The organism is Parvimonas sp. KA00067 (genome assembly GCF_001553085.1).
GTDB classification, from domain to species: domain Bacteria; phylum Bacillota; class Clostridia; order Tissierellales; family Peptoniphilaceae; genus Parvimonas; species Parvimonas parva.
Genome location: NZ_KQ960149.1, coordinates 1 through 20,603 on the forward strand (window position 1 = coordinate 1; position 20,603 = coordinate 20,603).

The following is a 20,603-nucleotide window of genomic DNA, read 5'->3' on the forward strand; positions in this document are numbered from 1 at the left end:
TCTATAACTCTCAAAGGCCTCCCCTCAAGTGCCTTAATATTATATCAACCTTTACTCCTTCCGTCAATGCTCTTTTGGCATATTTTTTATCCTTTATTAATTTTTTTATGCTTTTTATTAAATTTTTTTATTAAATAACAAGGTTCTAGGGTTCTCTGTTTTGTTTGTGGCTAAAGTTAAAGAAACCAATACCATAAACATCAACTAAAAAACGAGATGATTTACATCTCGTTCATTTTAATCCCAATTTAATGTTCTTGATACAGCTTTATGCCAGCCTTTCAATTTTTCATCTCTAACCGTTTCATTCATTTTCGGTTCAAATTTTCTATCAAGTTCCCAAATTTTCTTTATTTCATCCGTACTTTCCCAAAAGCCGACTGCAAGTCCTGCAAGGAATGCACAGCCCATTGCAGTTGTTTCCAAAACTTTCGGTCTTATAACTTCCGTGTTCAACATATCGGATTGAAATTGTAATAAAAATCCGTTGGCACTTGCTCCACCATCAACTTTCAAATTTTGTATCTTTATATTTGTATCTTCTTCAATGCAATTAAAGACGTCAACGCATTGGTAGGCTATTGATTCCAAAGTGGCACGAATAATATGCTCTCTTTTCGTTCCCCTTGTAAGTCCGAACATCGCTCCTTTGGCGTTCATATCCCAATATGGAGCTCCAAGTCCGGTAAATGCCGGAACTATGTAAACTCCTTCAGTATCGTCAACTAAGTTTGCATATTGTTCAGATAGACTTGCATCGTAAAGCAATCTAAGTTCATCTCTTAACCATTGAATCCCTGCTCCTGCGATGAATATGCTTCCCTCTAAGGCATATGTTACTTCTCCGTTCAATCCCCAAGCAACTGTCGTTAAAAGTCCTTTTTTTGACTTCATCACTTCTTTTCCTATATTCATCAAAAGAAACGCTCCTGTTCCGTATGTTATCTTCGCCTCAGCTTTTTCAAAACACGCTTGTCCGAACAATGCAGATTGTTGGTCGCCAATTACAGATGCAATAGGAATTTTTGCCCCTCCAAATGTGTATTCATCTGTATGTCCGTAAACTTCACTTGAATTTTTAACTTCGGGTAACATCGCTTTTGGTATATTTAAAATCTCCAAGATTTCATCGTCCCATTGCAATGTATTTATATTAAAAAGCATAGTTCTTGAGGCATTGGAAAAGTCGGTTATATGCACCTTACCTCTTGTCAAGTTCCAAACTATCCAAGTATCAACTGTACCAAAAAGAAGTTCTCCTCTTTTGGCCCTTTCTCTTGCTCCCTCTACATTGTCAAGAATCCATTTTATTTTTGTAGCCGAAAAATAGGCATCAAGTTTTAATCCGGTTTTTTCAAAAATTAAATCTTCATATCCCTTTTCTCTCAAATCTTCGCAAATCTCGGCAGTTCTTCTACATTGCCAAACAATCGCATTATATACAGGCTTTCCGGTTTCTTTTTCCCAAACAATCGTCGTTTCTCTTTGGTTTGTTATCCCAATCGCACGAACTTCTGTCGGTCTTATAAAGTTTTTTTCCAAAACTTCCCTACAAACTCCCGATTGTGTCGCCCAAATATCCATTGCATCGTGTTCAACCCAGCCGGCTTTTGGAAAAATTTGTCTAAATTCCTTTTGTGAAACGCCTTTGATATTTCCTAAATTGTCAAACAAAATCGCTCTTGAGCTTGTCGTTCCTTGGTCAAGCGCTAATATATATCCGTCCATAAATCCTCCTAAGCTCTTATATCAACCTTCAAAATTATTCTTTTATTAATATAAGCAAGTAAAACTTGTAACACAAAAACAACAACTAAAATCACAATTGACACTATATCATTATAGTACTTTTGAATAATTGGATAAATAAATCTATATGAATAGGCCAAGGCGATAAAAATAAAAGAGTAAATGTATCTATAAAAAGTTTTATTTATGCCTTTTCCCTTTTTTATAGAGATACTTTTGTAAATCAAATTCAAAAATGTAGATATTTCTGATACAAAATTTATAGAAAAATACACAACAGCCAAATGAATAATAGTGCCGGTATCTGTAATGTTAGAAATCAAATCTCCATAAAAAATTTCATACAAAATAAAAAGCAAAAAGAACAAAACATCGTAAATTATACAACTTAAAATCCTGATAGTACTTATCCTTTTTCTGCTACAACCATTTATAAATAAGTGATTGACTATATTTTTCTTCGAGAAGATATAAGTCAAAAAGCTTGCAACAAGTATCATCCAAAAAATTTCCACATCAAAATTAACATCTATATTTAAAAATTTAGTAAATTTTAAAAATACCAATTCAAACAAAACAGAAACTAAAATCCCCATTAAAAAAGTTTTAAATAGTAATTTTAAAGAAAGTGAAAGTCCTTTTTTCATACTAATGACCTCCTTCAACCATAGTAATGGCCTCGTAAATCTCTTTTAAAGATACAGTCCTACTACCATGTGCTCTAAGTTCGTCCTCATCTTTTGCTAAAATGTATGCAATTTTGAGTTTAGAAAAGTTTTTGAGAGTTCTAATCGCCAAGACATTTTTATCCTTAACAGCTGTACTTATGAGGTCAAGAGAGCCGGAAATCGAATAAACCATCTTTTCAAGCCTTTCACGACTTTCAAAAAGCACAACCTTTTTATCCTTTATTATAATTATATAGTCAAGATAGTCGAAGAAATAATTTACATTTTTGCTATGAATTATTGGAGTGTAGCCATTTCTCTTAATATTCCCCATAAGAATATCGCTAAGTTTTCTAATATCAAGACTTGAAAGTCCGATTTCAGGCTTATTGAAAAGCAAATATTTCTTTTTCATACAAATCGTAACGATAGTTTTAAAAATCGTACAATTTTGAACATTTTCCTCAGCCTTAAATTTCTTATCCAGCTCCAGCTTAAAAGAATCACAAAGCTCCAAAGCATAAGCCAAATCAAATTCATCATTAAAATCGGCAATAAAATTCAAAACCTGTCTTAGGGTGTATCCACTATAAAACTCCATTTTAGGACACATATAGATCAAATCACGAGCATCTTCAGGCTCTTTCTCATCGATTAAAATAGTTCCATCATCTTTTAAAGTATAATTACATAAAAGATTGAAAATCGTAGTTCCACCGGAATTAATCCTACCTAAAACGCCGTAAGCCTTCCCCTCTTCAATCTGTAAATTAAAATCCTCAATAGCAACAAATTTACCATAATTCTTTTTTAAGTTTTTAATTTCAATCATAGCTATATTTCCTTTATAATGTCTAAAATAATACTTTTAACCACCTTACTTGACTCTGCAACAAAAGTTTCAAAATCGCAGTCTGCCTCCTCATTTGCATTGTCGGAAATAGAACGCAAAGCCAAATACTTAACATTATTCAAATGGCAAGTATGCACGATTGAACAACTTTCCATTTCACAACAAAGTGAGTTAAAGCTCTTTTTAATTCTATCCTTTATTTCTTTTTTAGCAACAAAGACATCTCCTGTCGCTATAATCCCTTTAAAAATCTTGTCCTCAGACAAAACCTTTTTAGCCTTTTCATAAGAAAGGTCAACAAGCCTTTTATCTGCAATGAATTTAACATCCCTAAGAGCAGGAATTTGTCCCATAGTGTAGCCTGCCTCGGTACAGTCAAAATCGTGGTAAAAATATTCAGTCCCTATAACCAAGTCACCAATCTTTACAGCATCATCAGTAGAACCGGCAACTCCTATATTTATAATCGTATCAGGAGAAAAATTATCTATCATACTTTGAGTGTACATCGCAGAATTTACCTTACCAACACCACAAATACCAAGAACAACGTCCTTATCATAAATATTTGCAAGATAAAAAGTAAAACCTTTAACCACCTTCTTAGTTTCGATTTTATCTATAATTTCCATTAACTCCTCATTAAGAGCACTTATAATCCCTATCATATTTCCTCCTTGTATTCTTATCTTATTAATCTTATTTTAATTATATCACAATTTTCTTTTATACAATTAATTCAAAGTAAACTATGATGAAATTAAAATAGGATTATTTCATAATCCTATTTTAATTATATCACAGTTGAAGTCTATAAAAAAGGGATATACATTGATTTTTTAGGCTTTTTTGATTTTTTTGTAGAAATTGGGTATCTAAATTTTCACCTCATAGCATATAGCAAAGCAAAGTCCCCAACTTCAGCTACTTTTCCACAAAAAAAGTGCAGAATAATCTGCACTTTTAAAATTTTATTTTCTATTTATCCACTTCTGGAGCGTCTTTAGTTAATTCAATATCAGAATTTCTAAATGGCGCTTTATCTTTTTCTGGTAATGAGATATCATACTTTTTAACTCTGTTGTTTACAAATGCTTTTGTAGTGTTAGAGAAAGTTGGAATTACGATAGCTTCGTCAGCAACTAAATACTTGCTAATTGCTTTGTAATGGTCTAATCTAACCTTAGGATCAACATTGTCTAAAGTAACAACATCTTTTAACAATTTATCCATTTCAGGAGAAGTAAATCTCATCATATTGAAATTTTCATGTTTTCCATAGAATCCTGAAGGGTCAGGGTTAGTACCTGTATTCCAAGCAGCCATGTACATATCGATTTCCGGGTCATCAGCCATAAGCTTATCATAGAATGAGTTAAATTCGATTAATCTTCCTGTTGTAAGTTCAACGTCTAAACCGATTGATTTCCATTGTTGTATAAAGAAAGTAACAGTTGGTTCTTGAGTTGCTCCAGCTTGCATTGCAGCAAATTTAATCTTTAATGGTTTACCATTTTTATCTTCTCTTATTCCGTCCCCATTTGTATCTTTGTATCCTGACTCATCAAGAAGTTTTTTAGCTCCTTCTAAATCATAAGGGATACCTTTGAAGTCTTTATCATAAATTGTAGCAAAGTATGGTGGAATGATTTGGTATAGAGGATTACTTAAATTGTTAAGTAATTTCTTATTTACAGTATCTCTATCAACAGCCATTGCCATTGCTTTTCTTAAGTTCTTATCAGCCATTTTAGCATTAGGATCTGTTACAACTTCGTTCTTTTCTTTGTCCCATTTACCTAATTTGAATGAAATGTATCCATATCCACCTGCATAGTTAGTAACAACTTTACCATTCTTTAATGATTTGAATTTTTCATATAAATCTGAACCGAATGAATCGATAATATCATATTCACCGGATTTTGTTGCAGCAACTACTTGAGCTGATGGAACTAATTTAATTTGAATTTTTGGAGTTTTTGGCTTTCCAAATGCATAATGTGGATTAGCTTCAGCTATAACTTGTTGTCCAGGTACGATTTCTTTAATTACATAAGCACCACATGATAAAGGATTCTTTCTTGTAGCGTCATGAGCTTCTTGTTCTTTAACAGGAATATCTTTGTAAATATGATCTGGAACTGGGTTAAAAGGTATTCCTTTACCCCAATATATTGAATGGTCAAATTCAATAAAGTTGATTTCTAAGTGTTTGTCATCAAGAACTTTAACACCTGAAACATCTTTAGCTTTTCCTTCATGATATTCTTTCATACCAACAACATTTAAGTAGTCAGAACCGAAACGAATACCTGTATAGTCTTTATGACCAATGATTAAGTAATATCTTAAAAAGTCCTTTGCAGTAACAGGAACTCCGTCACTCCAAGTCGCTTTTTCATGAATTGTAAGAATTGCTTTCTTTTCTTCTGGTTTGAATTCAAACTTACCTTGTCCAGTATCTCCATTTTTGAAGTCAGGGTCTGAATCGAAGAATCCTGATTGACCTATCCATTGCATAATACCCATATCAAAACCGTCTTGAGCATAAGCCTCATTAAATACGCCTTTGAAAGGTGATTCTCCAATGATACCAACCTTTAAAGTACCATTTTCAATATTTTTTCCTTCGTTTTCAACAACCGGATTTGGTTTAAATCCTTCAGCTTTCTTTTCTTCTTTTTTTCCGCCTTTAGCTCCACAACCTGAAAGTATCATTAAACTAGCTAAGGCTAAAGCTGTTAATTTTGATGCTTTTTTCATCATCATTCCTCCTTGAGAAAAATAAATATTTTCAAGATAAATCGTTTTCTAAGTTGTATAATACAAAAAATCATATATACACATTAGATGAGCTAAAATCAACATCTAATAAACATATCTTATCTTTACATCAAATATTATAGCATATAAAAAATTAAAATAAAAGGCTTTTCCCGAAAAAAATAAAATTTAATCAATATTTTAAATTTGACTACTGTATTATCACTTAACTTAATCATTTAGATTTCTATTTTAAGTGCAAAAATTTAATAATAATAATGGCTTAATTTCAACGTTACAAATGTTTGTGTTTTTGTCAATTTTTTACAAAAATAAAATTTCTTTATTTTTTATAATCATTACATTTTTTTAACATTTATAACTGATTAGAGTTATCATATATGATTTTAAAAAGTTTAAGTTCGGAAAATATTTTTCTAATGTAAAAAATAGGTTATTTAGCTGATATACTCTCCTTAAGTTTAGCCAATTTTCCACAAAAAAAGAAACCACTTTCGTGGTTCCTTTTGGCCTTATTTTATCTATTTAACAGGTGCGTCTTTAGTTAATTCAACATCGAATAAGCCAAAATTCTTACCAGGAGTTGTATCCCATTTCTTAACTCTGTTATTTACAGCAACGATACCTTTTCTGAATAATGTAGGTACTACCGGTACATTTTCAAACATATAATTTGCAAATTCTTTGTATGCTTTTGATCTGTAATCTTTATCAACTGCCTCAAAAGAATTAATCTTATCTAAGATTTTATCTAATTCAGGAGTTGCAAATCTTGGGTAGTTAAATTGAGCTTTTCTTCCATAAAGACCTGTTGGGTTAGGGTTTGAGCCGGTTCCCCAAGCTGCTTGGTAAATATCTATTTCAGGGTCATCAGCTTTAACTTTTTCATAGAATGAGTTAAATTCTATAAGTCTTCCGGTAGTAAGTTCAACATCTAAACCAATTTGTTTCCATTGTTGGATATAGTATTGAGCTATAGGTTCAGCGATAGCACCACCAGACATTGAAGCGAATTTAATCTTAAATGGTTTGCCATTTTTATCTTCTCTTATTCCATCACCATTAGTATCTTTGTATCCTGCTTCATCAAGAAGTTTTTTAGCTTTTTCCATATCACAAGTATATCCTTTTAAAGACTCATCATAGAATTCTTTAAATTCAGGAATCATAAGTTGTGTTGCATTTCTTCTTAAACCTTGGTAGAATTTTTCACCAACAGCGTCATTGTCAATAGCATAAGCCATAGCTTGACGTAATTTAACATCTGCCATTTTAGCATTAGGGTCTGTTACAACTTCTTCTTTTTCTTTATCCCATTTACCTAATTTAAATCCTATATAAGTGTAAGATAACTCATCTTTAACACCGATTTTAACATTCTTTAACTCTTTAACTTTGCTGTAAAGGTCGGAATTTAAACCAACAGTTAAATCATATTCACCTGATTGTAAAGCTGCAACGATTTGAGCTGATGGAACAATCTTCCAAACAACAGTTTTAACCTTTGGAGCACCTTTATAGTAATGAGGGTTAGCCTCAAAAACAACTTGTTGTCCCGGAACTACTTCTTTAATGTAGTATGGTCCAGGAGAAAGAGGATTCTTTCTAGTAATGTCATGTTCCTCTTGTTTCTTAACAGGAATGTCTTTTAACTTATGACTTGGAACAGGTTCAGGTGGAATTCCACCACCCCAAAGGATACTAGGGTTAAAAACTTTGAATGTAAGTTCAAATTTCTTATCACTTATAGTTTTAAAACCTGAAATTTCTTTTGCTTTTCCGTCGTGATATTCAACGATACCTTCAAGATTTTGCATATCATCGTCAAAACGAACGCCTGTATAATCTTTATCAGCTAGAATTTTATAATATTCTAAAAAGTCTGCTGACGTTACAGGAGTACCGTCATTCCAAGTATATTTTTCATGAATAGTTACGATTGCTTTTCTTTCTTTTGGTAAAAATTCAATATTGGCTCCACCACCGTTTATTAATTTATAGTTTTCATCAACAGCGAAAGCTCCATTTGTAGAATAAGTTAAAATTTCCATATCGGGATTACCACTGGCAAATGCTTGATGGAAAATTCCGGTAAATGGTGAATCACTTATGTATGCAATCTTAAGAGTTGCATCTTTAACAGGTGTTCCTTCATTTTCAATAACTAATTGGTCTTGAACACCAACTTTTTTCTCTTCTTTCTTCTTTTCTCCAGTTTTACTACCACAAGCAGTAAATAAAAATGTTGTTGCCAAGGCCAAAGCAACGACTTTAGATAATTTTTTCATATCTTAATCCCCCTTTATGTATTAACACAATTTCATCGTGATATGCAGAAATCGGTAAAATGCGTTATCAACATCTCACTTTATCGTGTTTTATAGAAGATATAAAATTAAGAAGTATTTTACACTTCTTTTGTATTTCTTCTATTTAACTTTATCATATTATACTACAAATAAATATTTTTTGCAATACCTTTTTGAAAAAAATTGTAAATTTTTTTAACTTTTCTTTTATCTATGGAATAAATTAGAACAAATATTTGTTAATGTTGTGGTTTTTAGAACTTTAGTAAGGTTTTTGAGGTTGAAGTTAGGTATAAATTCATGTTTAAGTGATACAACTTTTTGGACAAGTATAATTCCGATTTAATTGTAAGGCAACAAATCTTTTGGATTTTTACCCTAGTTGTGTTCTATCATCAATTTTTATCTTAAATTATGTGTTCACTGCGTAGTAGGGATTTCATTTACCTTTCTGTCATTTATACAAAGGTAATGGAATGTATCTAAGCATAACTTAAAAATGCAACAAAAAAGTCGTTGGAAACAACGACTTTTTAAACTTTTTATTATCTTTATTTCTAACCTAATCTTTGTTTTGCATCTGATGCTCTTCTTAATGCTTGTCCAGCATAGTTGATTGAAAGCATTAGTACGAGTACTAACATTGATGCAGGGAACCAGATATACATTCTATCTCTTAATATTGTAGGGTCTAGCGCCTTATTAATAAGAGTTCCAAGTGATGGTGTTCCAGGTGGCAAACCGAATCCAAGGAATGTAAGTCCAATTTCAATACCCATATTTCCTGCTAATCCTAAGATTGCGTCAATGATTAGGATTGAGCTGATATTTGGTAATATTCCTCCAACCATTATTTTCCATGATGGTGTTCCCATTGTTTTTGATGCGCTTATATAGTCACGTCTTCCTTCTGAAAGGGCTTTTGACCTAACAAGTCTGGCAATACCACACCAATAGAATACACTCATGATGAATACAAATGTAACCATATTGTATGATGGAACTAATGTTACGAATACGATGATAATCATAAGAACCGGTAATACTTGGATAAAGTCTATAATTCTCATTATGATATTATCTACAATACCACCGTAGAATCCGATAATCAAACCAACAATTATACCTGTAACTGTTGTTAAGAAAGTTACTGATGAACCGATGATGATTGAGTTTCTAGTTCCGATGAAAAGTTGTCCTAAAAGTGGACGTCCTGCTTGGTCGGTTCCTAAGAAGTATCCTTCTTCTCCAGGTCTTAAGAATGAGTCCATAAGGTTTACTCTCATAACATCTTCTAAGTTGAAGAACAAACTTCCGATAAATACTGTTAATAGTATTAATATGAACACTCCAAGTGAAAATGTTGCTAATTTATCTTTTCTAAATTCCCTAACAATTACTTTAAATGCACTAGGTGTAACATTTTTCTTATCTAGGGAAGCATCTTTTTTCATTTCTTTTTCTTTACTCATTTTATCACTCCCCTTATTATTCTATTCTTATTCTTGGGTCAACTATACTCATAATGATGTCTGATAACAAACTTCCTAGTAAAGTTAAAAATCCAAAAATCATAATCAATGCTGTTAATACTGAGTAATCTCTTGATAGTACAGCTTCGATGAATAATTTACCCATTCCAGGATAACCGAATATTGTTTCCATAAATACAGAACCTGAAATCAAACCAGTTATTTGAAAACCGAAGAATGCAGCGATTGGTAAAAGTGAATTTCTAAAGATATGATGTGAATACACTTTATCGATAGGTACACCTTTACTTCTTGCAGTTCTTACATAGTCAGAACTCTTTGCATCTATAATTTCATTTCTTAAATATTGAACAGTTCCTGTTGTAGCAATTAAAGCGTAACAAATTGCAGGTAACAACATATGATGTAATCTATTTAATACATAAGAAAAACCTGATAATCCCGGGTCAACTGAACCTGATGCTGGGAACCAATGCAATGTATATGCAAATAACAGAATCATTAACAAATAGAAAATGAATCCAGGAATCGCATAGGTTACAAAGTTGTAGAATGTAACTGCTTTATCAAATTTTGAACCACTATATCTACCTGATAAAATACCTAGTGGTAATGCTAATGTGTACATAAATATCAAACAAAGTAATGCTAACCAGAAAGTATTTCCGATTCTTTGTCCTAAAAGAGCTGATACAGACATTTTAAATGTATAGCTTGTACCGAAATCTCCATGGAACATATTTGTAATCCATCTCCAATATTGTTGGTACCATGGGTCATAGAAACCATATTTTATTCTTAATGCTTCTATTTGTTTAGGGTCAGTTGTCGGAGTAATCATTCCTGTGAATGGATCTCCTGGCATTAATTTAGCTAAAATAAACACTAAAATACTTAATATTACTAATTGAGGTATCATTAGAAGGAATCTTCTTAATACGGTTTTCCACATATTATTTTACCTCCTTTTTTGCTACATAGTGAGTATCTGAAAGTTTAATTAAGTCGAATACTTTACCATTTTCATCATAATACTCTTTTTCTAAAGCTTTATATTCTTCTTCTACTTTTATTCTGTTAGCGATTAATTCGTCTTTAACTCTTGGGTCAGTTCCAGGGATTGCAGCGATTAATCTCTTAGTGTAGATATGTTGTGGATTTTTGTAGATATCTTCCTTTGTTCCTCTTTCAACAAGTCTTCCTCTGTACATAATGTTGATATAATCACACATATGTTTTACAACCCCAAGGTCGTGAGAAATGAAAAGGTAAGATAAACCTAAATCCTTTTGAATCTTTTTCATAAAGTTCAATACTTGCGCTTGAACTGAAAGGTCAAGTGCTGAAACGGGTTCGTCAGCGATGATAAGTCTAGGATTTAAACTTATAGCTCTGGCAACACCTATTCTTTGTCTTTGTCCACCGGAAAACTCGAATGAATATTTATACAAAGCATCTTCCGGCATACCAACTATATCTAAAAGTTCTAAAATTCTCTTTCTTTCTTCAGTTACAGTCATCTTTTCAAAGTTTCTTAAAGGTTCTCCAATGATGTCTATAACTCTTTTCTTAGGGTCTAAGCTCGCCATGTTATCTTGGAAAATCATTTGAACATCTCTTGTAAATTCTTTATCTTTTCTTACCATTCTTTTAGTAAGGTGTTTTCCGTCAAAAATAATTTCTCCACTTGTAATCTTTTCAAGACCGATTATAGATTTACCGATAGTACTTTTACCACTACCACTTTCTCCTATAAGTCCATAAGTTTTTCCCTTTTCGATAAACATATCAACACCGTCAACAGCATAAACATAGTCTATAATCTTATTGAAAAAACCTCCCCTGATTGGGTAGTGAACTTTTAGGTTTTTAATTTCTAAAAAGCTCATTAATTATCCCCCTTTTCATTAAAATGAAAATTTTTGTAACAAGTACATCTTACAAAATGTCCCGGTGCAACTTCGTGCATTGTCGGATTTTCTTCGTGTTCTTCATCTTTTATCCAAGGGATTCTAGCTTTAAATCTACAACCTTGTCTTGGTAAATTTTTAAGTGAAGGAACCATTCCCTGTATAACATATAAATCTTCATCATCTGCATCCATTTGAGGAATACTGTTTAATAAACTTCTTGTGTATGGGTGCTTTGGATTTGTAAATAGCTCTAAAACAGGTGCCTGTTCAACAATTTGTCCTGCATACATTACACAAACTCTATCTGCAAGTTGAGCAACAACACCCAAATCGTGAGTAATCAAAATAATTCCAGCATTAATTTCCTTTTGAATAGAAACCAAAAGGTCTAGTATTTGTGCTTGAATTGTTACGTCAAGTGCAGTTGTAGGTTCATCAGCTATAATAATCTTTGGCTTACAAGCAAGTGCAATAGCGATGATAACCCTTTGTCTCATACCACCTGATAATTCATGTGGATATTGTCTAGCAACACGAGGCGGATTAGGAATACCTACTTGTTCAATCAATTCTAAAACTCTAGCTTTTCTCTCTTCAGCATTCATTTTTGTATGATAAATCAAACCTTCCTCGATTTGTTTTCCGATTCTTTGTAAAGGATTTAAAGATGAAAGTGGATCTTGGAAAATCATTCCAATACCTTCTCCTCTAATTTCATTAAATTCTTTTTCTGACAAACCTACTAAATTCTTTCCTTCAAAAATAATCTCGCCTGTTGAACGAGTGAAGTTCGGATTATGTAAACCCATAATAGTAGTAGCTAAAGTTGATTTACCACAACCACTTTCCCCTACTATCGCTAGTACTTCATCAGAGAATAATTTCATATCAACGCCATCTACTGCGTCAAAATATTCATCACGGATTCTAAAACTTGTATGTAAGTTCTTTACTTCCAAAAGTAATTCTTTTTCATCCATTGATACTCTCCCCCTAAACTTGTGTTTTAGTATTATTCTCTATAAAATCATAAATACATTCAAAGCATTACTACATTTACGTAACAAGCTAAAGTTAAAAGAAATAAAAACTGAACTAAAATTTAAAAGATAAAAATTTTAGCATAAAAATAGAAATAAATTTCTTTAAAAGATAAAAAAATAAATCGTTTTTTATCAATGAATGGATTTATGTTATAAATTTAGTTATAATTATACAATATTTATGAAGAATAATCAAGTGCCTTGAAAACATTTTTAAAGTTTATTGTTCAAAATAATACATACTTTTCCATTTGTATATTTATTCATTTTCGCCCTTGATTTTTAGAAAAAAATTCATTTCTAATATCAATTTATCTAACTAACAAGCAACTTTCAGCAGTTTATCTTGGTGCAATGTAAAAATTTTTTTGAATAAAATTACAAATTGAAAAAATTTAAACAAAGAAGATTATAAAAATTTTTTTATTTTAAAATTTAGTTCATCTTAATTTATCTATACAAAAAAGAACTGTCTAAACAGTTCCTTCTACGATTTCAATTTCATCTTCTGCTTTTATTTTCCCACCTTTGATTACTTTTGTAAAAATTCCCTCTCTCGGCATTACGCAGTCGCCAACCAAATGTCTAATTTCACAGCCTAGATGACATTCCTTTCCTATTTGTGTAACTTCAAGAGTACATTCGCCAATTTTTAAAATCGTTCCTATCGGTAATTTATACAAAACAATTCCTTCGGTTAAAATATTTTCTGCAAAATCTCCTGCTGATAGTTCGGGAAGTTTCTTTTTCATTTCTTCCATACTTTCAACTCCAAGCAAACTTACTTGTCTATGCCATTTTCCTGCATGAGCGTCGCCCTCAATTCCGTAATCTTCTATTAAATTTATGTACTCTACGGGATGTTTTTTTGTTCCCTTTTTTTCACTTATACTAACTGCTAAAACTTTCATCTTTCCCCCTTATAAAATCTCCGCTTTTACCACCGGATTTTTCCAACAGTTTTATATCCGTTATTTCAATATCTCTTTGAACAGCCTTACACATATCATATATCGTCAAAGCTGTAATCGAAACGGCAGACAAAGCCTCCATTTCAACCCCTGTTTCTCCTACACATTTTGTAGTCGCAATGATTTCTATCTCAAACTTTTCGTAATTCATATTAAATTCAATATCGACCCCGACCAAGTTTATCGGGTGGCACATTGGAATAATATCGGAAGTTTTTTTTGCTCCCATAATTCCAGCAACTTGTGCAACGGCTAGAACATCACCCTTTTTCGCCTTTTTGTTTACAACGATATTAAAAGTTTCTTCATTTAATCTAACTTTCCCAAATGCCTTGGCAATTCTTTTAGTCTTTTCCTTTTCGCCAACATCGACCATTTTTGCACGACCTTGCTCATTAATATGAGTTAAAACTTTTTCTTCCATTTTAACCTCCGATTTTGTTCATATCTCTTGTACTTTCACTTTTTCCGTCTTCAAGATGATGTTTTTCAGGTTTTTCATAAATTCCTTTTTTAAAAATTTCTTCTAATTCTTTGCCACTAAGCCCTTTAAGATTTATTTCATCTCTTGAATGTAGGCAAGGCTTTAGTTTCCCGTCGCTTGTAAGTCTTATACGATTGCAATCTTCACAAAAAGAGCAACTTATTGGACTTATAAGACCGACTTTCCCCTTATAGCCTTTTATTTTATAAATTTTTGCAACGCCTGACACTCCTTCAAACTCCAAATCAGGAATTTTATCTAAAACAATCTTGTTTGAAATGAATTTATCCTTACTCCAATTTGCACTTTCACCTATTTGCATAAGCTCGATAAAACGCACTTCTATATCATAATCTTTGGTTAAATTCACAAAATTTTCTATCTCATCATCATTAAAGCCACCGATTAGAACGACATTAAGCTTTACCTTAAAACCTTTTTCAATCGCATAAAAAAGACTCTCCATAGCTTTGTCAAAATCATTTCTTCTGGTTATATCATTGTACTTCTCTTTTACCAAAGTGTCAAGACTAAAATTTATTCTTCTAACCTTATTTTCAAAAAGTTCATCTGCCATAGCTTTTAGATGAACTCCATTTGTCGTTATTGCAATATCTTCTATTTTATCAATTTTAGAAATTTCTTTACACAAATTAATAAAACCGCGACGAACCAAAGGTTCCCCGCCTGTCAACCTAATTTTTTTTATTCCGTTTTTCGATGCGATTTTAACTATTTCAACAATTTCTTCAATGGATAGAATATCACTATGACAAAGACTTTCAACCCCACTTTCGGGCATACAGTATTTACATCTAAGATTACATAAATCGGTAACTGAAATTCTAAGGTAGGTGATATTTCTTCCAAATCTATCTTTCATATAATCTCCTATCTCGATTTATTTAATTATTTTTCTCTTCTAGCAAAATTAAATCTTCTTTTTTTAAAGTTATAAAAAGATTTTTTTCGTTTTCAACCTTTTTCCAAATATCCTTTGTTACTTCAACCCTTATGGATTTTCTTGCACCTTTTTTACGAACTAGGATTATATAATTAAATACATCTTCAATAACCTTATCAACTTCAACTTCAAATGAATTTTTATCTGACTTTATAAATTCAATAAAGTGAGCACGAATTCCTAAAAGTTTATGATTTTCTAAAATTGCATCGCTAGTTTCAAGTTCAACATTCCAATCTTTTGCAAAAAGTCTATTTTCTGAAATTTTTTCAATTTCGGAAAAGTTTTTGCAACCTGAAATAAGGCAGGACGAAAAAGTTTTTGGATTTTTAAAAAGCTCTTTTTTTTGCATAAGCTCTTCGCTTTTTCCACTTGACATTACACAGATTTCCTTACAAAGTCGATAGACTTCTTCTCTACTATGTGAAACTAAAATTGTAGGAATATTGTATTTTCTTAAAACTTCCCCAACTTCCAATTCTATTTTCCATTTCAAATAGTCGTCCAAGGCAGAAAAAGGTTCATCTAAAAGTATAATTTCCGGCTTATTTATAAGTAATCTCGCAAGAGCAACTCTTTGCTTTTCTCCACCAGAAATTTCATAAATTTTTTTATCTTTTAAATGAGAAATCCTCATCTCTTCAAGTTTTTCTATAATGAATTTATCAAAATTCTCTTTTTCTCTTATACCCACTTTAATATTTTCATATACATTCATATTTGGAAAAAGGGCATAATCTTGAAATAAATAACCTATTTTTCTATCCTTTGGAGAAATATTTATCTTTTTTTCAGAGTCAAATAGTACTCTATCATTTAATATAATTCTTCCTTTATCGGGTTTTTCAATTCCTGCAATACATTTTAAAGTAAGACTTTTTCCACTTCCTGACGCTCCCAAAAGTCCCATTATTTCATTGTCAAATTCAAATTTCGTTCTTAAATTAAATTTTCCAAAATTCTTTTCAATATCAACATAAATCATAAATTACTCCAATTTTTATTTAATCTTTAACCGCTTTCTTTTCCAACATATTTATAACGACAAGAACTGTAAATGAAATTACAACATTTACAAGCACCCATCTATAAGCCAAAGCGTCATTTCCCGTTCTCCAAAGTTGATAAACAGTTGTTGAAATTGTTGCCGTATCGTTTGGAGTGTAGCCTGAAACCATACTTGTCGCTCCATATTCTCCTAAGGCTCTTGCAAAACTTAAAACAAGTCCCGCTAAAATACCCTGTTTACAATTAGGTAAAGTAATTCTCCAAAAAATCCAAGTATTACTCTTTCCAAGTGTTTGAGCAACATATTTTAAATTCATATCGAAATTTTGAAAAGAACTTCTGGCTATTCTATACATTAGAGGAAAAGTTACGACTACAGTTGCAAAGATTGCAGAATACCAGTTCATAACAAGTCTTATTGAAAATTTTTCCAAGAAAAAACTTCCGATTGCACTTCTCGGAGATAATAATCTCAAAATGAAAAAGCCGATAACCGTCGGTGGTAATACTAAAGGAAGTGTTAGGATAACATCCAAAATTCCCCTTACAAATCTATTAAGTTTTGAAATATAATATGCCAAGAATATTCCGATAAAAAAAGTTATCACAGAAGATATTAATGCAATTCTCAGCGAATTTAAAAGAGGATAAAGATCCATAAACACTTCCCTTTCGTACTACTATTTTTTAAAAATATTTTTTAAATTATTTTGCTATTGCAAAGCCAACTTTTTCAAAAATTGCCTTACATTCATTGCCTTTTAAGAATTCTAAAAATTCTTTAGCTTCTTTTGCATTCTTAGAATTTTTTAAAACTGCTGCAGGATATAAAACAGGAGTCTTAATCATTCCTTCTTTTGCAGTAGCAACAACTTCAAGTCCTGCTGAATAAGCATCAGTTGCATAAACTATACCACAACTTGCAACACCTTCTTTAACCCAAGTTGTAACTTCTTTTACGTTGCTACCTAAAGTAACTTTTGGTTGAATTTTTTCCCAAATGTTTAAATTTTTCAAAAGTTCTTCGGAATATTGTCCAACAGGAACATCAGAGTTTCCAAGTGCAATTTTTGTGATATTATCATTTGCTAAATCTTCAAATTTTTCAACTTTTGCAGGATTTCCCTTAGCAACAGCAAGTACAACTTTATTTTCTAAAAGATTAAATCTACTCGCCTCATCAATAACAACTTTCGCGTCCGCTGTTTTAGTTTTATCTAAAGCATTCATTTGTTTTTGAGCTGCTGAGATAAAAATATCAGCTTGTGCACCTTGTTCAATTTGTTTCTTTAATGTACCTGAAGAATCAAAAGTATAAACTAATTCAATATTCTTATGTTTTTCTTCATATACTTTTTTGATTTGTTCCATTGTTTCAGTCATTGAAGCTGCAGCAAAAACTGTAATTTTTTTCTTTTCAGTGCCTTCTTTTTTTTCAACCTTTGTGTCTTTCTTAGGCTCTGCTTGTTTTGGAGAACAAGCTCCTAACATTCCAACTGCCAAAGCCAGAACTAAAAATTTTTTTAAAAATCCCTTCATATAAATCTCCTTTTAAAATTTATTTGACTTTTATTAGTCAATTAAATTCTAACACTTAAATAGAAATAAGTCAACAACTAAGGTTGAGTTATCTTAAAAAAAATCTAACGATTTGCAAAAAAACCAATTAGTAAATTTTTTTATGTATATTCGATACATATAAGAATCTTAATTTTTATTTCTTTCAGAAATACTATTATCATTTTTTTACAAAAAAAGAGATAATTTTCCATTATCTCTATCCTATTATATTCTTTAAGTAATCTACATCTTTTATTAGTATTTTTTTCGTTTCGATAAGTTCGATAACTCCATTTGCATTTAGTTCTGCAAGTTTTCTCGTTACGGTTTCTCTTGTTAGTCCTGCAAATGAGCCCATATTTTCACGACTTATATTTAATTCAAGTAAAATTCCGTCAATTTTTTTTACACCAAAATTTCTTGCAAGGCTTAGCAATAGAGAGGCAACTTTTAATTCTGCGCTATTTTCTATAAGTCTTGTTACCAAATCCTCTGCATGACGTATTCTTAAAAATGACTCCTCTAAAATTTTTATCGTAACCTTTGGATATTTACTTATAATTTTGTCAAAACATTCCCTTGAAAGTGAAATTACCAAAGTATCTTCAATGGCTTGTCCGTAGTAAATATATGCTGTCCTCTTTAAAAGATTAAGCCCGCCGATAAAGTCATCTTTTTGATAAATATATAGCATTTGCTCAATGCCTGAACTGCTTATAGTAAAAACTTTTATCTTCCCACTTGCAATAATATACATTGTTTCAGCCTTATCTTCCGGTTTAAACAAAAAAGCATTCTTTTTATATTTTAATATATTAAGTTCTTTTTTAAATTCATCAATTTCTTCATTAGATAAATCAGAAAAAATATTCAGCTTTTGTAAATTTACATCTTGTTTCTTCATTTAAACCTCCTAAAACTTTTGTGTGTCAATAATTTTATCATTAAATACAAATAAAATCAACAGATGAACATAAATTTTCACTTTATAAAAATTAAACCAAAGTATCAATGTAATATTGTTAAGTTATTTTTAAGAAAATCACAAAAATATATTGACAAATATTTTTTTAGGTGGTAAAATATCTAACATAATAATAAATTTGAAAGAAAGAGTAGAAAATTGAAAGTTTCAGAGAGTTAGTGTTTGGTGAGAACTAATACGGAAGATTTTTGAAAATCATCTTTTTTAAAGGATTCGTGAATTAAGTAAGGGATCCCGCAGTGGTTTGCGTTACAAAAACCCGACATTGTTAGATGTTTGAGTGTTTCATTTTTTGAAAAAATAAGGTGGTACCGCGGAAAATATTTCGTCCTTTGTTCTATTAGAACAAAGGACTTTTTTATTGCGAAGAAACAACAAACAATACAATTTCAAATTCAAATTCAAATTCAGGAGGTTTTTATGAAAAACAATTTATCAAAACAACAATTTTTTAGTGTAGCAATAATGCTATTCGGTTTATTTTTTGGAGCAGGAAATTTAATTTTCCCTCCTCTTCTTGGAAAGCAAGCAGGAAGTTCTGCTTTTCAAAGCCTACTTTTCTTCGGTATAACTGCCGTTGTATTTCCAATCTTGGGTGTTGTATGTGTTGCAAAGACTAAAGGTCTTGCAGGTCTTTCAGGAAAAGTTGACAAATACTTTGCGATAATTTTTACAACAATGATTTATATGGCAATAGGGCCGGGTCTTGGTATCCCAAGAGCTGGAAGTCTGCCTTTTGAAATGGCAGTTGCTCCATTTTTACCAACAAATGTATCTGTTACTTTTTCAAGACTTATTTACACTTTTGTATTCTTCTTTGTCGCTTATTTGGTTTGCTTAAAGCCAAGCAAATTAGTTTCAAGAATGGGAAAATTTTTAACACCATCTCTTCTACTTTTAATAACTATAATGTTTTTAGGCGTACTTTTTAAAAATCCGAATGCCGTAACAAGCCCTGTTGGAGATTATGCAACTTCTTCAACTGTTAAGGGATTTTTAGAAGGCTACAATACAATGGATACAATCGCAGCGTTAAACTTCGGTCTTGTAATCTCTCTTGCGATTAAATCTTTTCAAGTTGATGACGAAAACAAAGTTGTAGGTTATACTGTTAAGGTTGGTTTGGTGTCCGGCTCTTTCCTTTTTGTAATCTACGCAATGCTTGCATACATTGGAATGACAACTTCGGGCTTGACTAAAAATGCAAAAAACGGCGCCGAAATCTTAACAACTGTTTCTCAATATGTATTTGGAAAATTTGGTATAGTTTTACTTGCAAGCATCTTTACTCTTGCCTGTCTAACAACTTGTATCGGACTTATAACAAGTATAAGTAAATATTTTGAGGGCTTAACAAAGGAAAAAGTTTCATATAATAAATGGATAATCTTTTGGACTTTCCTTTCTTTTCTAGTTGCAAACTTCGGACTTAACACTATCCTAAAAGTGTCCGTTCCTGTTTTAATAGCTATATATCCGGTTTCAATAGTTTTAATAGTACTTGGACTTACTGAAAAATATTTTTCATATAACAAATTCACATACAGACTAATCTGTTATGTCGTAACATTCATAGCCGTTGTAGAATCCCTGCAAAGCGTAAATATAAACCTACCTATTATTACAAATATAGTTTCAAGACTTCCTCTTTACAGCTTAAGTCTTGGCTGGGTTATCCCGATGATGATTGCCTGGTTTATAGGACTTAGTTCAAAAGTTTTGGAAAGCAAAAGTGATAAAGTTTTTGAATAAATGAATTACTATTCAAATAAAAAGAAAGTTTTTATGGAAGATATTTTAAAAATAACCGAATTTA

At 31.3% G+C, this 20,603-nt stretch carries 18 protein-coding genes and 1 other annotated feature; of the genes, 1 reads left to right on the top strand and 17 read right to left on the bottom strand.

Translation table 11 applies throughout. From position 1 onward, the window contains the following. Positions 1-237: 237 nt before the first annotated feature. From glpK to HMPREF3181_RS03855, 17 genes are all read right to left on the bottom strand, one after another. A complete protein-coding gene (glpK, locus tag HMPREF3181_RS03775; RefSeq protein WP_068473214.1) occupies positions 238-1,728 on the bottom strand; it encodes a glycerol kinase GlpK in 1,491 nt (496 codons plus the stop codon). An 8-nt stretch (positions 1,729-1,736) separates the two neighbouring features. Beyond that, positions 1,737-2,396: a hypothetical protein gene (locus tag HMPREF3181_RS03780; RefSeq protein ID WP_068473217.1), complete on the bottom strand. Its 660-nt coding sequence runs from the start codon at positions 2,394-2,396 to the stop codon at positions 1,737-1,739. A 1-nt stretch (position 2,397) separates the two neighbouring features. Continuing rightward, on the bottom strand, positions 2,398-3,249 hold the full coding sequence (locus tag HMPREF3181_RS03785) for an ATP-binding cassette domain-containing protein (RefSeq protein WP_068473220.1): 852 nt from the start codon (positions 3,247-3,249) through the stop codon (positions 2,398-2,400). A 2-nt stretch (positions 3,250-3,251) separates the two neighbouring features. Then, the gene (locus HMPREF3181_RS03790) at positions 3,252-3,938 is read right to left on the bottom strand and encodes a 5'-methylthioadenosine/adenosylhomocysteine nucleosidase (protein WP_082713897.1); all 687 of its coding nucleotides are present in this window, start codon (positions 3,936-3,938) and stop codon (positions 3,252-3,254) included. Between the two features lie 310 nt (positions 3,939-4,248). Next, the gene (locus HMPREF3181_RS03795) at positions 4,249-6,036 is read right to left on the bottom strand and encodes an oligopeptide ABC transporter substrate-binding protein (RefSeq protein ID WP_068473222.1); all 1,788 of its coding nucleotides are present in this window, start codon (positions 6,034-6,036) and stop codon (positions 4,249-4,251) included. Positions 6,037-6,578: 542 nt separating this feature from the next. Continuing rightward, positions 6,579-8,345 carry an oligopeptide ABC transporter substrate-binding protein gene (locus HMPREF3181_RS03800; RefSeq protein ID WP_068473225.1) on the bottom strand — a complete coding sequence of 589 codons (1,767 nt, stop codon included), beginning with the start codon at positions 8,343-8,345 and terminating at the stop codon, positions 6,579-6,581. 578 nt (positions 8,346-8,923) lie between these two features. Further along, positions 8,924-9,838 carry an ABC transporter permease gene (locus HMPREF3181_RS03805; protein WP_068473228.1) on the bottom strand — a complete coding sequence of 305 codons (915 nt, stop codon included), beginning with the start codon at positions 9,836-9,838 and terminating at the stop codon, positions 8,924-8,926. A 16-nt stretch (positions 9,839-9,854) separates the two neighbouring features. Then, complete coding sequence (gene opp4B / locus HMPREF3181_RS03810; protein ID WP_068473231.1) at positions 9,855-10,811, bottom strand: oligopeptide ABC transporter permease; 957 nt, start codon at positions 10,809-10,811, stop codon at positions 9,855-9,857. Between the two features lies 1 nt (position 10,812). Continuing rightward, the gene (locus tag HMPREF3181_RS03815) at positions 10,813-11,748 is read right to left on the bottom strand and encodes an ATP-binding cassette domain-containing protein (RefSeq protein WP_068473234.1); all 936 of its coding nucleotides are present in this window, start codon (positions 11,746-11,748) and stop codon (positions 10,813-10,815) included. Beyond that, positions 11,748-12,752: an ABC transporter ATP-binding protein gene (locus HMPREF3181_RS03820; RefSeq protein WP_068473236.1), complete on the bottom strand. Its 1,005-nt coding sequence runs from the start codon at positions 12,750-12,752 to the stop codon at positions 11,748-11,750. The genes HMPREF3181_RS03815 and HMPREF3181_RS03820 overlap by 1 nt, the downstream gene beginning before the upstream one ends. Before the next feature lie 536 nt (positions 12,753-13,288). After that, positions 13,289-13,726, bottom strand: coding sequence for an MOSC domain-containing protein (locus HMPREF3181_RS03825; protein WP_068473240.1), 438 nt, complete (start codon positions 13,724-13,726; stop codon positions 13,289-13,291). Then, entirely contained in the window at positions 13,707-14,210 is a 504-nt protein-coding gene (moaC, locus tag HMPREF3181_RS03830; protein ID WP_068473243.1) for a cyclic pyranopterin monophosphate synthase MoaC, read from the bottom strand. The genes HMPREF3181_RS03825 and moaC overlap by 20 nt, the downstream gene beginning before the upstream one ends. A gap of 1 nt (position 14,211) precedes the next feature. Beyond that, positions 14,212-15,153, bottom strand: coding sequence for a GTP 3',8-cyclase MoaA (gene moaA / locus HMPREF3181_RS03835; RefSeq protein ID WP_068473245.1), 942 nt, complete (start codon positions 15,151-15,153; stop codon positions 14,212-14,214). A gap of 22 nt (positions 15,154-15,175) precedes the next feature. Further along, positions 15,176-16,219, bottom strand: coding sequence for a sulfate/molybdate ABC transporter ATP-binding protein (locus HMPREF3181_RS03840; protein WP_068473248.1), 1,044 nt, complete (start codon positions 16,217-16,219; stop codon positions 15,176-15,178). Between the two features lie 19 nt (positions 16,220-16,238). Then, positions 16,239-16,901, bottom strand: a complete 663-nt coding sequence (gene modB / locus HMPREF3181_RS03845; RefSeq protein ID WP_068473250.1) for a molybdate ABC transporter permease subunit — start codon at positions 16,899-16,901, stop codon at positions 16,239-16,241. A gap of 46 nt (positions 16,902-16,947) precedes the next feature. Next, complete coding sequence (gene modA, locus HMPREF3181_RS03850) at positions 16,948-17,781, bottom strand: molybdate ABC transporter substrate-binding protein (protein ID WP_068473253.1); 834 nt, start codon at positions 17,779-17,781, stop codon at positions 16,948-16,950. Between the two features lie 238 nt (positions 17,782-18,019). Next, on the bottom strand, positions 18,020-18,706 hold the full coding sequence (locus tag HMPREF3181_RS03855; RefSeq protein ID WP_068473256.1) for a Crp/Fnr family transcriptional regulator: 687 nt from the start codon (positions 18,704-18,706) through the stop codon (positions 18,020-18,022). Positions 18,707-18,896: 190 nt separating this feature from the next. Beyond that, positions 18,897-19,123: a binding site (T-box leader), on the top strand. An 84-nt stretch (positions 19,124-19,207) separates the two neighbouring features. On the opposite strand from HMPREF3181_RS03855, the gene brnQ reads away from it, so the two are divergent. After that, positions 19,208-20,539, top strand: a complete 1,332-nt coding sequence (brnQ, locus tag HMPREF3181_RS03860; RefSeq protein WP_068473258.1) for a branched-chain amino acid transport system II carrier protein — start codon at positions 19,208-19,210, stop codon at positions 20,537-20,539. Positions 20,540-20,603: the final 64 nt, after the last annotated feature.

Excerpts from the sequence above, each read along its gene's own strand:
- HMPREF3181_RS03785 (WP_068473220.1), bottom strand. The coding sequence starts at position 3,249 with ATGATTGAAATTAAAAACTTAAAAAAGAATTATGGTAAATTTGTTGCT.
- brnQ (WP_068473258.1), top strand. The coding sequence starts at position 19,208 with ATGAAAAACAATTTATCAAAACAACAATTTTTTAGTGTAGCAATAATG.
- HMPREF3181_RS03840 (WP_068473248.1), bottom strand. The coding sequence starts at position 16,219 with ATGATTTATGTTGATATTGAAAAGAATTTTGGAAAATTTAATTTAAGA.
- HMPREF3181_RS03820 (WP_068473236.1), bottom strand. The coding sequence starts at position 12,752 with ATGGATGAAAAAGAATTACTTTTGGAAGTAAAGAACTTACATACAAGT.
- HMPREF3181_RS03815 (WP_068473234.1), bottom strand. The coding sequence starts at position 11,748 with ATGAGCTTTTTAGAAATTAAAAACCTAAAAGTTCACTACCCAATCAGG.
- HMPREF3181_RS03825 (WP_068473240.1), bottom strand. The coding sequence starts at position 13,726 with ATGAAAGTTTTAGCAGTTAGTATAAGTGAAAAAAAGGGAACAAAAAAA.
- HMPREF3181_RS03790 (WP_082713897.1), bottom strand. The coding sequence starts at position 3,938 with ATGATAGGGATTATAAGTGCTCTTAATGAGGAGTTAATGGAAATTATA.
- HMPREF3181_RS03800 (WP_068473225.1), bottom strand. The coding sequence starts at position 8,345 with ATGAAAAAATTATCTAAAGTCGTTGCTTTGGCCTTGGCAACAACATTT.
- moaC (WP_068473243.1), bottom strand. The coding sequence starts at position 14,210 with ATGGAAGAAAAAGTTTTAACTCATATTAATGAGCAAGGTCGTGCAAAA.
- opp4B (WP_068473231.1), bottom strand. The coding sequence starts at position 10,811 with ATGTGGAAAACCGTATTAAGAAGATTCCTTCTAATGATACCTCAATTA.
- moaA (WP_068473245.1), bottom strand. The coding sequence starts at position 15,153 with ATGAAAGATAGATTTGGAAGAAATATCACCTACCTTAGAATTTCAGTT.
- modA (WP_068473253.1), bottom strand. The coding sequence starts at position 17,781 with ATGAAGGGATTTTTAAAAAAATTTTTAGTTCTGGCTTTGGCAGTTGGA.
- modB (WP_068473250.1), bottom strand. The coding sequence starts at position 16,901 with ATGGATCTTTATCCTCTTTTAAATTCGCTGAGAATTGCATTAATATCT.
- HMPREF3181_RS03780 (WP_068473217.1), bottom strand. The coding sequence starts at position 2,396 with ATGAAAAAAGGACTTTCACTTTCTTTAAAATTACTATTTAAAACTTTT.
- glpK (WP_068473214.1), bottom strand. The coding sequence starts at position 1,728 with ATGGACGGATATATATTAGCGCTTGACCAAGGAACGACAAGCTCAAGA.
- HMPREF3181_RS03805 (WP_068473228.1), bottom strand. The coding sequence starts at position 9,838 with ATGAGTAAAGAAAAAGAAATGAAAAAAGATGCTTCCCTAGATAAGAAA.
- HMPREF3181_RS03855 (WP_068473256.1), bottom strand. The coding sequence starts at position 18,706 with ATGAAGAAACAAGATGTAAATTTACAAAAGCTGAATATTTTTTCTGAT.
- HMPREF3181_RS03795 (WP_068473222.1), bottom strand. The coding sequence starts at position 6,036 with ATGAAAAAAGCATCAAAATTAACAGCTTTAGCCTTAGCTAGTTTAATG.